Origin of the sequence: Heliobacterium chlorum (genome assembly GCF_014502795.1) — a bacterium.
GTDB classification, from domain to species: domain Bacteria; phylum Bacillota; class Desulfitobacteriia; order Heliobacteriales; family Heliobacteriaceae; genus Heliobacterium; species Heliobacterium chlorum.
Window position 1 is genome coordinate 151,007 of record NZ_JACVHF010000001.1, and the last position, 15,128, is coordinate 166,134.

Annotated in this window: 13 protein-coding genes; 12 read left to right on the top strand and 1 reads right to left on the bottom strand. The window is 52.1% G+C overall.

The features are described from left to right. Window positions 1–140: 140 nt before the first annotated feature. The 10 genes from H1S01_RS00735 (at window position 141) to H1S01_RS00780 (ending at window position 9,743) form a co-directional block, all read left to right on the top strand. Complete coding sequence (locus tag H1S01_RS00735; protein WP_188038216.1) at window positions 141–893, top strand: hypothetical protein; 753 nt, start codon at window positions 141–143, stop codon at window positions 891–893. Between the two features lie 158 nt (window positions 894–1,051). Further along, window positions 1,052–1,708 (top strand): energy-coupling factor ABC transporter permease, encoded by a 657-nt coding sequence (locus H1S01_RS00740; protein WP_188038217.1) that lies wholly within the window; start codon window positions 1,052–1,054, stop codon window positions 1,706–1,708. Beyond that, entirely contained in the window at window positions 1,701–2,033 is a 333-nt protein-coding gene (locus tag H1S01_RS00745) for a PDGLE domain-containing protein (RefSeq protein ID WP_243236868.1), read from the top strand. The genes H1S01_RS00740 and H1S01_RS00745 overlap by 8 nt, the downstream gene beginning before the upstream one ends. After that, window positions 2,030–3,502 (top strand): cobalt ECF transporter T component CbiQ, encoded by a 1,473-nt coding sequence (gene cbiQ / locus H1S01_RS00750; protein ID WP_188038218.1) that lies wholly within the window; start codon window positions 2,030–2,032, stop codon window positions 3,500–3,502. Before H1S01_RS00745 ends, cbiQ begins: the two co-directional genes overlap by 4 nt. A 214-nt stretch (window positions 3,503–3,716) precedes the next feature. Next, window positions 3,717–4,898, top strand: coding sequence for an ABC transporter substrate-binding protein (locus H1S01_RS00755; protein ID WP_188038219.1), 1,182 nt, complete (start codon window positions 3,717–3,719; stop codon window positions 4,896–4,898). A gap of 269 nt (window positions 4,899–5,167) precedes the next feature. Continuing rightward, window positions 5,168–6,358: an ABC transporter substrate-binding protein gene (locus tag H1S01_RS00760; protein WP_188038220.1), complete on the top strand. Its 1,191-nt coding sequence runs from the start codon at window positions 5,168–5,170 to the stop codon at window positions 6,356–6,358. A gap of 56 nt (window positions 6,359–6,414) precedes the next feature. Then, window positions 6,415–7,296, top strand: a complete 882-nt coding sequence (locus H1S01_RS00765) for a branched-chain amino acid ABC transporter permease (RefSeq protein WP_170291750.1) — start codon at window positions 6,415–6,417, stop codon at window positions 7,294–7,296. Between the two features lie 9 nt (window positions 7,297–7,305). Then, window positions 7,306–8,292, top strand: coding sequence for a branched-chain amino acid ABC transporter permease (locus H1S01_RS00770; protein ID WP_188038588.1), 987 nt, complete (start codon window positions 7,306–7,308; stop codon window positions 8,290–8,292). Continuing rightward, window positions 8,273–9,052: an ABC transporter ATP-binding protein gene (locus H1S01_RS00775; protein ID WP_188038221.1), complete on the top strand. Its 780-nt coding sequence runs from the start codon at window positions 8,273–8,275 to the stop codon at window positions 9,050–9,052. Before H1S01_RS00770 ends, H1S01_RS00775 begins: the two co-directional genes overlap by 20 nt. Beyond that, window positions 9,039–9,743, top strand: coding sequence for an ABC transporter ATP-binding protein (locus H1S01_RS00780; protein ID WP_155475788.1), 705 nt, complete (start codon window positions 9,039–9,041; stop codon window positions 9,741–9,743). Before H1S01_RS00775 ends, H1S01_RS00780 begins: the two co-directional genes overlap by 14 nt. A gap of 83 nt (window positions 9,744–9,826) precedes the next feature. Here the strand turns inward: H1S01_RS00780 and H1S01_RS00785 are convergent, their stop codons facing one another. Continuing rightward, window positions 9,827–11,812, bottom strand: coding sequence for a methyl-accepting chemotaxis protein (locus H1S01_RS00785; protein ID WP_188038222.1), 1,986 nt, complete (start codon window positions 11,810–11,812; stop codon window positions 9,827–9,829). Between the two features lie 275 nt (window positions 11,813–12,087). Between H1S01_RS00785 and H1S01_RS00790 the strand changes: the two genes are divergently transcribed. Then, window positions 12,088–12,513, top strand: coding sequence for a rod-binding protein (locus H1S01_RS00790; protein WP_188038223.1), 426 nt, complete (start codon window positions 12,088–12,090; stop codon window positions 12,511–12,513). Between the two features lie 97 nt (window positions 12,514–12,610). After that, entirely contained in the window at window positions 12,611–15,118 is a 2,508-nt protein-coding gene (locus tag H1S01_RS00795; protein ID WP_188038224.1) for an AAA family ATPase, read from the top strand. Window positions 15,119–15,128 lie beyond the last annotated feature (10 nt).

The window sequence follows — 15,128 nt, forward strand, 5'->3', positions numbered from 1 at the left end:
CCGGGGTCTTTTGTCTATTTCGGGATTGCATAATGTATTGAATATTGCAAAGAAGCTAATACTATTTCCTAAATAAAGCAATCACATAGCGGAACTTTGAAAATGAGATGTGATTCGAATTTGGAGGGTGGTTTTCTAACATGGGTTCCTTACAGGATCTAGCCACAAGGGAGAAAGCTTTACAGACACTAGACGAAGAGTATCGCCGCTACCGGCAAGCGCTCGAAGCCGCCTTTTCTCTGGCCGAAGAAATGATGCAAAAAGCCCTTGAGCCGGTCCGGTCAGAGTTGCAAACCATCCGTGAACGGTTGGAAACGATGCCTTCTAACGCCGATTACGCACAAGGGGTAGGTCAGGGAATTTTAGCAGATCTGTCGGAGAGTGCCCCCAATTTGGCGAACTCCGTCGTCTCCGGCGAGAGCCAGTCCTCGTCAGCTCAACGGCGGACCCGGCCCCGGAAAAAAGAAAAAGAAGAAGAGCGGATGAAAGGTTCCCGCATTCGCTGGGGCAACACGGATGACGAAATCCGCAATACCGTTTTTGAGCAGTTGAAAGCCTTGGAAGAGCGGGGAAAAGAGATCACCATCACCACGATCAAAGCAGAAGTGCCGAGCATGATGCGTTACGTCTACGGGGAGCGGGCTTTGTTCAAAGGCATCGGTGATCTGCTGGAAGAATATCGAACAGCGATGGGCAAAAAAGACTCCCTTTCGATCGCATCGCGAGTGATCGAACTGCCCCATCGACCGGAAAACGCTGACTTTGACGGGCCGGACCCAGATCCGGGTCCGATTAGTTCTCCCTCGGTAGGTGTAGAGACGGAAGCGGCACTTTTTCCGGTAAACCCCTTGCTGCCCAAAGAAGGAAATTTCTTTGATTTGTCGAAGCTATAAAAAGAATTCGATTTGGTAAGCAACCGCCATTAAAGAAATCATGGGCATGAAGCCCATCAAGGCCACGAAGGTCGGCAGGAGGTCATTCTGTTGACGTCGTGGCCTTTTTGCAGCTATACTGTATTTTTACGCTGTATGGGAAGAAAGGAGTGCCCCTTTTGCATATCCCCGACCATTTTTTAAGTCCCACCACCTGGATAGGAGCATCGGCCATAAGTGGAGGCGCTTTGGCTTATGCTGCGAAGAAAACTCAAAAAAAGCTCGATGAACGGCAGGTACCCTGGATGGGCGTGATGGGCGCCTTTATCTTTGCGGCGCAGATGGTGAACTTCCCCGTCGCCGGCGGAACATCAGGCCATTTGTTAGGCAGCATGCTCGCTGCCGTCGTATTGGGACCCTGGCCGACGATGATCATCATGGCCACTATACTGGGCATACAATGTCTCTTTTTTCAAGACGGAGGGATCACCGCCTTAGGAGCTAACATCTTGAACATGGCTGTCGTCGGCACATGGGCCGGATACGGAACCTATCGACTCCTGCTCCTCCTGTTGCCAGGAACATGGGGGCAGAAGGCCGCCTTATTTGCGGGGAGCTGGATGTCGGTCTTCCTGGCGTCCATAGTCGCCGCATTTGAACTCGCCTTTTCTAACACACTGCCATTGAGCCTCGCCTTACCCGCGATGGTCGGCTGGCACAGCCTGATCGGCATCGGTGAAGGGCTGATCACCGTAGCTGTCATCCAATACCTGCTGCGGGTGAAACCAGAACTGAACATCGCTCCAATAAAAGGAGGGATGAATGTTCATGGTTGAACGGAAGAAAAACATGGGCCGCTGGATCGGCCTGCTCGTCATCGCGCTGGCGATCGCCGCCTTCCTTTCACCGTGGGCCTCGTCCTCGCCGGATGGATTGGAACGAGTCGCTGAAGATTACGGCTTTAGCGAAAAGGCGGATGAATCAGTACTGGAAGGAATTTTCCCGGACTATGTCATTCCGGGCCTGAAAAATAAAGGACTGGCCACTGCCGCAGCCGGTATCGTCGGTACGGCAATCACCTTTGGGCTATTAACATTAGTCGGTAAAAAAATGGCCCGCCCCTCTGCAGATTCTCGAAAGGGAGAGGAAGTCAGCGATTGAACCGGCAGCAGCACCTCGGAAAAAACCGCAACAGCTATCGCCATGTAGCTGTTGCGGTTACCTTTGTTTTCATCGCCTCGATCGGCTTGATCGAAAACCTATACATACTGACGGCGCTGCTGTTGGGGATGTGGTCCCTGGGATTTTTCTCCGGTGTCAGCTTCCGGACCATCCTATCGCGGTTGGCTTGGCTCATTCCCTTTTTGGGCCTTACTTTACTTCTCTTTCCCTTTTGGTACCCAGGAGAGACCATCTGGGCTTGGACGGCTCCCTGGGGAGGGAACATTCATCTATCCCTCGAAGGCTTGCAGAAGGCACTGCGCTTAGGATTGCGGGTGGCCGTTGCCATCAGCACCTTGACCGTTCTCATGGCGTCGATGAGCCAGAGCCAGTTTTTTCAGGCCCTGCGTCGACTGCGCATCCCGGCTCTCTTTATCCAACTGGCCGAACTGATCCTGCGCTATGTGGAAGTCTTTCGGGATGAAGCGCGACGGATGTCACGGGCACGGAAAGCTCGCGGCTACGAGGAAAAAGGAGGGATTCTAAACCCCCGCGTCCGAGCCGTTTACGCGGGCTTTTTGGGAACGTTGATGCTCCGAGCCATGGATCGGGCGGAACGAGTCTATCTAGCGATGCTAGCTCGTGGCTACAGCGCTACGGATTCCACTTGGCAATTGGGGCAAAAAAGGGAGGGAAGTCGCCTGGCAGCCGGAAGATTGCAAGTAAAAAACCTATCCTACCGCTATCCGGGGTCAAATCGACCGGTCGACGCCCTGCGCCAGATCCGTCTGGAGATAGAGCCCGGTCAGAAGGTAGCTCTCCTCGGTCCGAACGGAGCCGGCAAATCGACACTGATTCATCACCTTTGCGGACTCACTATCCCCCAGAGCGGGGAAGTCCAAATCGATGATCTGTCACTGACCGAAAAAACGGCCCGAGAGATCCGCCGCAGAGTGGGTTTGGTCTTTCAAGACCCCGACGACCAGTTATTCTGCGCAACTGTGGCCGAGGATGTGGCCTTTGGACCACAAAATCTCGGTCTCCCTGAGAATGAGGTCGAAAAGAGGATGGAATCAGCCCTGGCCGCAGTACAAGGTCTCGATTTAGCCGGATACGCACCGCATCAACTCAGCTACGGACAAAAGAAACGGGTCGCCATCGCCGGCGTGCTCGTCATGGATCCGGACATTCTCATCTTGGACGAGCCTATGGCATACCTCGATCCCCAAGGGCAGGATGAAGTCATGCAAATCTTGCAGAACTGTAGCTGCCGGGGAAAAACAATCATCATGGCGATTCATGATATCGATCTCGCCGGGAGTTGGGCCGATCGAGTCGTCATCCTACAGGACGGAGCCATCCTCGCCGATGGCGGGACGGAAATTCTTGAGAACGAAAAGCTGCTCCAATCGGCTCGGCTGTTGAGCAATTTCTCCCAATTGCGTAAACGAAAACAAGCAATTGAATAATCAAGAGGCCTCGGAAATCACCTCCAGAGGCCTCTTTTTCTTGAAATTAAAATATAAAAAAATTCTTACAAATAGGTTGAAAAAATAAAGAGGAAGTGTATTTGCATATAGGACATTGTTTCTTGTTGACGAACAGAGTATGGAACTCTATAATTAGTTTTAAGATTTACAATCATCAATGAATGATTGGTTTCTTAGAAAAAGGAGGAGAAAAATGGTCAAAAAGACATGGCTGAAAGGGATAGGCCTCTTTCTCAGCTTGGCAATGTTGGCTGGTTGTTCCGGTCAATCGAAGCCGACGGCAGGAGCCGGACAAGACAGCAATGAAATTGTCATCGGCGCCAACTTCGAACTCTCTGGGGACGTTGCTACATACGGTACATCATCATTGAACGCAGCTATGATCGCATTTGACGAGATCAACGCCAAAGGCGGCATTAACGGCAAAAAGATTCGAGTTGTCAAATATGACAATAAATCCGATAAGACCGAATCGATGAACGTAGCGACTCGCCTGATCACCCAAGACAAAGTCAGCGCCATCATCGGACCGGTCACCTCCGGCAATACCCTTGGCGTGGTTCCCGTTGTCAACTCCAAGAAAGTTCCTGTCCTGACTCCGACAGCGACCAACCCTGACGTTACGATCGACCCGAACACGAAGAAAGTCAACGAATATGTCTTCCGGGCTTGCTTCCTTGATTCCTTCCAAGGAAGAGCAGCTGCCGAATTCGGCCTGAAAAAAGGCAAAAAGGCTGTCGTCCTCGTCAGCCAAGCTGACGAATACTCCAAAGGTCTCGCTAAATTCTTCAAAGAAGGATTTACAGCCGGCGGTGGTACCATCGTCAGCGAAGAAGCCTTTAACAAAGATGACAATGACTACCGGGCTATCTTGACGAAAGTCAAGAGCGAGGAACCGGACGTAATTTATCTCCCTGCCTACTATGAAGTCGTCGCAAAAATCGTTAAACAAGCTCGCGAACTGGGCATCAAAGCTGCCTTTGTCGGCGGTGACGGCTGGGATTCTCCGAAGCTGGTCGAAGTGGCTGGCAAAGACGTTCTGAACAACTGCTTCTTCACGAACCACTACACCCCGGAAGATCCCGATCCGGCTGTACAATCTTTCGTAAAAGCCTACAAAGAAAAATACGGCCAGACTCCCGATGCCTTGGCTGCTCTCGCTTATGACGGCGCCCGACTGCTCGCCGACGCGATCCAACGGGCCGGCAGCACCGATCCCGAAAAGATCAAAGAAGCCCTGGCTGCCACAAAAGACTTCCCGGCGATCACCGGTAAGTTCACTCTCAATGAAAACCATGACCCCGTCAAAGACATCGTCATCATCGAATTAAAAGACGGCAAACAAGTGGTCAGCGAAAAAATCAAATCTAAATAAAATTGACATGTCCATGAGCAGGACAGTAAAATAAAAATGACTCACTTAACTCTCTAGCAATCCAACCGTTAATGGATAGAGGTCGGACAATGAAGTTCGCCGTCAATTGACGACGTCAAAATTGCCCGGCCTTCTTTTTGTATTCAGGGCGCTTTACTGCCGACATAGACCCAATGCGTCCGAGGGGGTGAAGGATTACATAGGGTTTCGGGTCTTGAGGACATATTCCAACCGGTAAATAAACAATCAGTGAGGAGGTCTACGTTCGCATGAAGTGGAAAAAAGGAATCGCAGCAGTTGTTTCCCTCCTTTTCTCTGCCAGCTTACTGACGGCATGTTCTGGAGGGGGAGACAAAAAAACGTCAGCCAATCCCGCACCGGCCGATGCATGGGTGATCGGCGGTAACTTTGAACTCTCTGGTGGGCAGGCCACCTTCGGCAAGGCCGCCGTCAACGGCGCTCAACTGGTCTTTGATGAAGTCAATGCCAAGGGCGGTATCAACGGTAAGCAGATCAAATTCGTCGCCTTAGATAACAAATCAGAGGCAACCGAGTCGACGAACGTGGCGTCCAAACTGATTAACCAGGAAAAGGCTGTCGCCATCCTCGGCTGCACCACCTCTGGCGATACCTTGGGAATGGTCCAATTGGCCATGGATAAGAAGATCCCCGTCCTTTCTACCTCAGCGACAAACCCGAAAGTGACCGTCGATGAAAAGACGAACAAGACCAATGACTACATCTTCCGAGCCTGCTTCATCGATCCCTTCCAAGGAACGGTGATGGCCAACTTCTCCTTGAACAACTTAAACAAAAAAACGGCTGCTGTTTTGACAGACAACCAGGCACCCTATGCGAAAGGCTTGGCCCAGTTCTATAAGGAAGCCTTCACGAAAAAAGGCGGCCAAATCGTCGCTGATGAAGGCTATGTAACAGGTGACCAAGACTTCAAAGCGATCCTGACCAAAATCCGTGCGACCAACCCCGACGTGCTCTATGTTCCTGGTTATTATGAGGAAGTCGGTAAAATCGTTAAACAAGCTCGCGAACTAGGGATGAACATTCCTGTCATGGGCGGCGACGGTTGGGATTCACCGAAACTAGTTGAAATCGCTGGCGCCGGTGCCTTGAACAACACCTTCTTCTCCAACCACTACTCCTCGGAAGACAAAGACCCTATCGTTCAAGATTTTGTGAAGAAATACAAAGAAAAATACAACGAAGTTCCCGATTCCATGGCTGTTCTCGGCTATGACGGCGCCCTGATCCTCGTCGACGCCTTGAAGCGGGCTGGTGAACCGAACGCTGAAAAAATCAAAGAAGCGCTGGCCGCCACGAAAGACGTACAAACCGTTACCGGTAAAATCAGCTACGACGAGTTCCATAACCCCATCAAAGCCGCAGCCATCATCGAAATGAAAGACGGAAAACAAACCTTCAAAGACAAAGTTCAACCGTAAATCAGAAGGGGGGGCTTCCCCCCTTCTTACTCAACAAAGAGGAGGGGCTGACAAACGTGGATGTATTTATTCAACAATTAATCAACGGCCTCTCTCTGGGTAGCATTTATGCTCTTATCGCACTCGGCTATACCATGGTTTACGGCATCATCCGCCTAATCAACTTTGCGCACGGAGATGTATACATGGTGGGTGCCTATGTGGGGTTTTGGGCGACGACCCAGGGATGGGGATTTCTTCCCGCTTTAGTCTTATCAATGGTGGTCAGTGCGATCTTAGGCGTTGTCATTGAACGTCTCGCTTACCGCCGCCTGCGTAACTCACCGAAAATCGCCGTACTCATCACCGCCATCGGCGTATCTTTTCTCTTGGAAAACGGCGGCGTATTGGCATTAGGTGCGAAGATTAGAACGTTCCCCAACGTGTTTCCCGAAGTGCAGTATCATTTTTTCAACGGCGCTGTGGTCATCACCAACCGCCAGTTAGTCATCATGGTGGTCACTACCTTACTGATGCTTTTGCTGCAATATGTGGTGCATAAGACTAAGACCGGCAAGGCGATGCGTGCCGTTTCCCACGATACGCAGGCTGCCATGCTGATGGGGATTAACGTAGACAACACCATCTCTGCCACCTTCGCGATCGGTTCCGCATTGGCTGCGGCGGCAGGCGTCTTGGTGGGGATTTACTATAATGCCATCAACCCCTACATGGGCATCATGCCTGGTTTGAAAGCTTTCGTTGCCGCCGTTGTAGGTGGTATCGGCGTCATCCCCGGGGCCTTTGTGGGCGGCATCTCTCTTGGGGTTATCGAAGCGCTCGTCAGCGGATACGGACAATCCTTGTACCGCGATGCCGTCGCTTTTGCGCTCTTGATCATCATCTTGATTGTCAAACCGTCGGGGCTGTTCGGCAGCAACGTACGGGAGAAAGTGTAGGTGACAGAGATGTTGAAACAATATTTCAAGCTGTCCAATATTCTCGTCACCGTGGCCATCCTTGTCTTATTTGCAGCGGTCAACATCGGGATCGAAACGGGATTCATCGACGATTATTACAAGTTAAACCTTTTTCTCATCTGCATTAATATCATCCTCGCCGTATCGCTGAACATCATCAACGGCATGACGGGACAGTTCTCCATCGGTCACGCCGGCTTTATGGCCATCGGTGCTTACGGTTCGGCCATCATGACCTTAAAGCTCGGCTATCCCTTTGCCGTCGGCATCCTCGTCGGTGCTGTCGCAGCGGCTCTTTGTGGGATTTTAGTCGGTTTGCCGACGCTGCGTCTCAAAGGGGATTACCTGGCTATCGCCACCTTGGGATTCGGCGAGATCATCCGCGTCGTCATCTTGAACATCGACTATGTCGGTGGGGCTGCCGGCTTAAACGGTATATCCCAGTATACGGACTGGCCTTGGATCTTCTCCCTGACCGTCATCACCGTCTTGGTGATCAAAAACTTCATGACCTCCACCCACGGCCGGGCCTGCATCTCTATCCGTGAAAACGAGATCGCTGCGGAGACGATGGGGATCGACATCACCCGTTATAAAGTCATCGCCTTCACCATGGGCGCCTTCTTTGCCGGAGTCGCCGGTGCGCTCCATGCTCACTATTTCTACACCATCCAGCCGACCACTTTTGGCTTTTTAAAATCCTTCGACATCCTGGTCTATGTTGTACTCGGCGGACTCGGTTCGATGACCGGATCAGTCATCGCTGCAACAGGCTTGACGATTCTCTCGGCTTACCTGCAAGACTATGCCGAACTGCGCATGGTGATCTATTCGCTCCTTTTGATCGTCGTCATGCTCGTCCGCCCGCAAGGCCTGCTCGGTACGGCAGAACTGAGTTTTGACGGCATCCGCCGGTTCTTCTCACGGCAGACTGGAAAAGGAAGGGGGGCTGGCAATGATTCTGCTGTCGGTTAACCACCTGAGCAAAACCTTCGGAGGATTGAAAGCCGTCTCCGACGTAAATATGGAACTGAAAATCGGTGAACTGGTCGGCCTCATTGGTCCGAACGGCGCCGGAAAGACGACCGTCTTTAACTTGCTGACAGGTGTCTACACACCGACAGAAGGGGACATCGCCCTGCGCCGGGAGACGCTGGTCGGCTTAAAACCTTGGCAGATCAACCAAAAGGGCATTGCCCGCACCTTCCAGAACATTCGTCTCTTCTCCAACCTGACCGTCATGGACAACGTCAAAATCGCCTACCATCAGCACCGCAGCTACGGCATGCTCAGCGCCATTCTTCGCCTGCCCGGTTTTTATCGCGGTGAAGAAGAGATGGTGAAAAAGGCGGAAGACCTTTTAGAGATCTTCAAGCTCTCCCATAAAAAGCACGAAGTGGCTAAGAATCTTCCCTACGGTGAACAGCGCCGCTTGGAAATCGCCCGGGCCTTAGCGGCACAGCCGCAACTGCTCCTGCTGGACGAACCGGCCGCCGGCATGAACCCTCAAGAGACGGCGGAACTGATGGAGATGATCCGGTGGGTGAGAAAGCACTTTAATCTCACCATCCTGCTCATCGAACACGATATGTCCTTGGTCATGGGCATCTGCGAACGGATTTATGTCCTCGATTATGGTCAAATTATTGCCCAAGGCACGCCGAACGAAATCAAGTCGAATCCGAAAGTCATCGAAGCTTATCTCGGGGAGGATGTGTCCCATGCTGTCAGTTAAAGATCTTCACGTCTATTATGGGGCCATCCATGCCCTTAAAGGGATTTCCTTGGATGTGGAGCAAGGCGAAATCGTCACCCTCATCGGCGCCAACGGTGCCGGTAAGACGACGACCTTGCACACCTTGTCCGGCTTGCTCAAGCCAAAACAGGGCCAGATTCTCTTTCAGGGTCAAGACATCGCCGGTATGGCCGCCCAAAAGATCGTCTCCTTAGGCATGTCCCAAGTTCCCGAAGGGCGTCGCATTTTCGCCAACATGTCCGTCTTGGAAAACCTCGAACTGGGCGCCTTTTTGCGCAATGACAAAGAGGGCATCAAGGAAGACATGGAAAAAGTTTTTCAACGGTTTCCCCGCTTAAAAGAACGGATTCAGCAGATGGCCGGTACCCTCTCCGGTGGGGAGCAGCAGATGCTTGCCATGGGCCGGGCACTCATGTCCCGCCCGAAGCTCTTGTTGCTGGACGAGCCCTCCATGGGCCTGGCGCCGCTCTTGGTTCAAGAGATCTTCAACATCATTAAAGATATCAACAAAGCAGGTACGACGATCCTCCTGGTTGAACAGAATGCTCATATGGCCCTCTCCATCGCGCATAAGGCCTACGTTCTGGAAACTGGGAAAATCGTTCTCTCAGGCAATGCGAAAGAACTGGCTGAGAGCGAAGAGGTCAAAAAAGCTTACCTCGGCGGTTAATCAAAGGGCAAGCATGCCTATAGAAATCGGTGGATAAAAAAAGAGCTCATGGGCTTGTTAGGCCCTATGAGCTCTTTTGCTTGTCATTCTTTGTTTAAGATGAACTTACAGACCAAATCATCTAAGCTATTCGCCATCTTCGCCAAGACTTCCGTTGTGGCGGCGATTTCCTCCATGGTCGCTGTCTGCTCTTGGGACGAAAAAGCGATGCTTCGGGAACTGGCATTATTGTTCTGGGCGATGTGCGAGATACGGTCGACGGCTTGCATGACGGCGGTCTCTTCCCCGGCGATCTGCTGTACGGCCGCTAAGATGGATTGCATCTTCGCCTCCACATCATGGACAGAGCCGAGGATCTCTTGGAAGGCATGGCCGGCTTCCTGCATAACCTGCAAGCCAGCTTCAACGGTTTTCGTCCCGCTATCGACGGAGGTGACAGCCCGAGCGCTTTCCGTCTGAACCGCCTCGACGAGCCGGGCGATCTCTTGCGCGGAATGGCGAGATTGCTCGGCTAATTTGCGGACTTCTTCGGCGACGACAGAGAATCCTCGGCCATGTTCGCCAGCTCGCGCCGCTTCAATGGCTGCATTAAGGGCCAGCAGGTTTGTTTGGTCGGCAATAGCCGTGATCACTTCCACGATGCGGGAAATATCGGTGGAGCGACTGCCGAGAGATTGCATGACCTGTGCCGTCCCTGAGACGGTATCATGAATCACACCCATTTGCTCGATCGCCCTACGGATCGACTGCTGCCCTTCACCAGCCCGGCGAAAGGCCGATGAGGAGGAGTGAGCCACCTCTTGGGCGGTGGAAGTCAATGTGACCAGTTGGGATGTCATCTTGCGTACAAGAGATGCCGTCTGTTCCGTCTCCCGCTCTTGTTCCATCGCGCCGGAAGAGACCTCCTGGACGGCGTGAGCGATCTCTTCGGTGGCGTTGGCTGTTTGGATGGCCGCTGCCTGTAGGTTCTGCGTCAATTGGTTGACTTGACGGGAACTTTGCATAATGCTGTCCACGAGAGAGCGAACGTTTTCGATCATGTGGTTGAAAGCCCGCCCTAACATGCCTACTTCATCATCTTGGCGAATGTCGACAGCGTGGGTAAAATCCCCCTGCGCCAGTTTTTTAGATACTTCAACCATCGAATGGATGGGACGGACGATGATCAAGGAGATGATCAGGATGCTCGTGCCGGCTAAACCGATGAGCGAGACGATGGCCACAATCGTTAGTTTCCAGATGAGCTGATGGGTACGGGCAGCGATCAACTGGTCGGCCCGTTCTTTACTGATGGAAATGCGAAAACTGCCCCAGTGTTTCCCGTCAATATAGATAGGGTAAGACATATCCCACATGGTGACGGTTCGCCCGTCGATCTTTCGTTCATAGACCGTCTTCTGGGGCTTATCGCGGTTTTCGTTGGCGGTAGCCGTTCCTCCGGCAAGGTCATTGAAGATCCGGTTGGCCCGGTATTTTTGGCTTAATAGACCGATGGCGCCCCAATTATCACGAGACTTTTCGGGATCGGTCGGGCTGTATAAGCTGTTGTGGGTAGGAATAAAGCCTGTTTTCGCCGGATCGGCAGAGTACTTGGTCGGCAGTGCGAACACGACATCAGGATCGCCCATAAAAGCGTCGATATACTGCTGCCAATAGGTGTCTGTATAGGGGTCCGCTTTGGACATGTATTTATACTCGTACTGGGCCATGGGGATATCGACCCCATCAAAGCGCTTGACCATTTCCGTCGGTTTATAGCGTTTATCGGCCTCTAGCTTGCTCTCTGGAATCAAGGTCAGTTCATCATCAAAAAGCATCTGTGTCAGTTGGGCGCAGCCGACGGTTGTGCCGTTCGGCAACTTTACGCTGTTTCGGATGTGGTCGTTGGTCATAGCCTCCAAGCCTTTCGTTGCTGAGATAATCAGCGCTTCTCCTTTGGAAGTGAGATCCCCTTCGACCCGTTCCTTCAATCCCTGCGTCTCCCAAAAGCCGTAGACAGTGAGTGTAGCGACGAGACCCAAAGTGAGGGTCGAGCAGGTCCAAGCCATCAACTTTGTTTGGAGTTTCATCGCCACCCCACCTTTTTCTGAAAATTCAATATAATCTAATTTTACGGGAAAGCCAGAGAAGATTCAAGATGTTCCCAGAAACTCTTTACTAAAAAGGACGGTAATTTTGCCGGTATCGAATTTTTAAAATTCAGATACGTTGACCATTCTTTGCTCCCCGACTAGAATGGGTTCTAGAGAAGAAACTTGTGCGAGTTTGAGCGAATGAAGGGAAGGAATCCTGTTAAAGTATCGCAACCGAAAGAACGATACTTATAGATAGGGGGGAATGGACCTTGCTGTCACCAATCCAAAACGCCGGTGGGTTGTTGTCCGCCGATAATAATCAAACCAAAGCATCCGGCTTATCCGGTGTCAATCCGGCCAGTGGACAAGGCTTTCAAAACTTGCTTGAGGAATCAGTCAAGAAAAAGGCGGAAGAATTGAACAAAGAGAGCACCGGGTCCATGACGGAAGAGGAGAAGGCGAAAAAACGGAAGCAACTTCGTGATCTTTGCCAAGAGTTCGAATCAGTCTTCATCTATCAAATGTTCAAAGGGATGCGCAGCACCGTCATGAAGTCGGACTTCGTGGAAGCTGCGCCGGGACGAGACATCTGGGAAGACATGCGTGACCAAGAATATGCGAAGCAGATGGCCAAGCGGGAAGATATGGGATTGGCCAAGATGCTCTATACAGAACTAAGCCGCTCATTGAAATGATGAGACGGCTTTTTTTCTTGCCCTGCCCGGGGCAGGAACCCCTTTAGACCTTCGCGAAATAGATTAACGGTAGAGGGAAAAGGAGGAATGGCCACCGGTGACAAAGACCAAAGCGATACCTGATGCTCTATTGAAATCGCGACGGTTGGAACCAGGACAGTTACGGACCGATTACGATCCTGTGCTGTTTTCATTTACCTCAACAGACGAAATCACTGCCATGGAAGACGGTATCATCGGCCAACCCCGTGCAGTCAAAGCGATGGACTTTGGACTCTCAGCCAAACATCCCGGTTTTCATATTTTCATCACCGGCCCTGTCGGTTCCGGGAAGACCAGTTTTGCCGTGACGAAAGTAAAATCGGTGGCGCAAGGAAATGCGACACCGCCCGATATCTGTTTTGTCAATCATTTCGATCAACCCGACCGCCCGATCGTGCTCTTGCTTTCGCCGGGATTAGGCAGTGAACTGCGGCGGGATACGATCGAATTGGTTAAAGAGCTGCAGACGGAAATTCATAAGGCGCTGGAAAGTGAAGAATACGAAAAAAGCCGAACCGCCTACCTTCGCCAAGTGGAGACGAAGCTGACGGCGCTGTTTAAAGAGATGGAAGATATGGCGCAAGCCGAGGGATTCACCTTGCAAAAGGGCCAGTCAGGCATCTTCACGGTACCGCTGAACGAAGAAGGTAAAGGGATGTCGAAGGAGGAATTTGAGGCCCTCGAGGATGAACAACGGCAGGACATCTCCGACCGGGAACATAAACTCGAATCTCGATTGGGTGAAATCTTGCGCCGTTCCCGGGCGCTACAAAAAGAAGCGGCTCACCAGCTCAAAGAGATAGAACGGGAAACGGCGGAGTACGCCTCGAACGATTTGATGGAAGCGGTCCGGGAAAAATATAAAGACTACCCGAAAGTGCTCAGTTATTTTGCTAAAGTGAGAGAAGAGGTCATGGAAAGCGTGACCGAATCGAAAGAAGAGAGCTCCGGTGAAGAGACGATACCGGCTTCGTTGATGGGTTTGCTCAAGCAACAAAAAAGAGCGATCAGCAATCGCTACGAAGTGAACCTCTTTGTCGAGAATGCCAGCCAAATCGGTGCGCCTGTTGTCGTCGAGTCTAATCCCACGTTCACCAACCTGTTCGGCAAGGTGGAATACCGCAGCTCCTTCGGCAGTTTAGCTACTGATTTTACGATGATCAAACCAGGTTCGCTCCACCAAGCTAATGGCGGCTACCTCATCGTGCAAGCGCTACCCTTGTTGACCTCACCGGGCGCTTGGGAAGGCCTCAAACGGGTGCTGAAAACGCGGGAACTGCGCATCGAAAACCTTGGAGAGCAACTGGGATTGCCCTCGACGGCCACTTTAAAACCGGAGCCGGTTCCGATCGACGTCAAAGTGATCTTGATCGGCAGCCCTCGCATCTATCATTTACTATACGAAGCGGATGAGGACTTTCGGAAGTTCTTCAAAGTCCGCGTGGACTTTGACAGTGCCATGGAACGAAATGAATCGAACATCAGCAAATATGCCGCCTTCATCCGGTCTGTTTGCCAACGGGAAAATCTGCTCCCCTTTACGGCCCAAGCGGTAGGCGCCGTGGTCGACTATTCGAGCCGGCTCGTCGCTCACCAGCGCAAGCTGTCGACAAGCTTTCATGACATCAAAGACATCGTCGTCGAATCAGCGCTGTGGGCACAAAACCAGGCTGCGGAAGCGGTCGATGAAGCCCATGTGGAACAAGCGATCGAAGAGAAAGAGTTCCGCGTCAATCGCATCGAGGAGAGGGTCCAGGAAGCGATGCAGGAGGGGACCCTTTTGGTCGATACGGAAGGAAGCGTCGTCGGGCAGGTGAACGGGCTGGCTGTTCTCGGCCTGAGCGACCACGCCTTCGGTAAGCCCAGCCGCATCACCGCCCGAGTGTATTTGGGGCGGGAAGGGGTTGTCAATATCGAGCGCGAGATCCGCATGAGCGGTCTGTCCCACTCCAAAGGCGTCCTCATCTTGTCGTCCTTCTTCTCTTCTCGATTTGCCCAGGACCACCCGCTGTCCCTGTCGGCCACATTGACTTTTGAACAGCTTTACGAAGGTGTCGATGGAGACAGCGCTTCATCGACGGAACTGTATGCGCTGTTATCGGCCATCACCGGCCTGCCCATCCGCCAGGAGATCGCTGTCACCGGATCGGTCAATCAGCGGGGAGAAATCCAGCCTATCGGTGGCGTCAACGAAAAAGTGGAAGGTTTCTTCCGTCTCTGTGAAGCTCGGGGGCTCACAGGAAAGCAAGGCGTGATCATCCCTGTACAGAACGTTCCGAACCTGATGCTGGCGAAAGATGTCGTCGAAGCGGTACGAAAGGAACAGTTTCATATTTATGCGGTTAAACATGTCGATGAGGGGATCGAGATCCTCACCAGTGTCGTCGCCGGGGAACGGGGAGCCAACGGCAATTACCCGGCTGGAACGATCAACTACATGGTGGCCGAGAAATTGCGCTTGATGGAGGAAAAATGGCAGGCTGCGGCGAAACCGCCCCGAGCCAGCCGAAAGACTGCCGCGACGACCCAGAAGAGTCGGACGAGCGGGAAAACAAAGCTATGAAAATGATTAA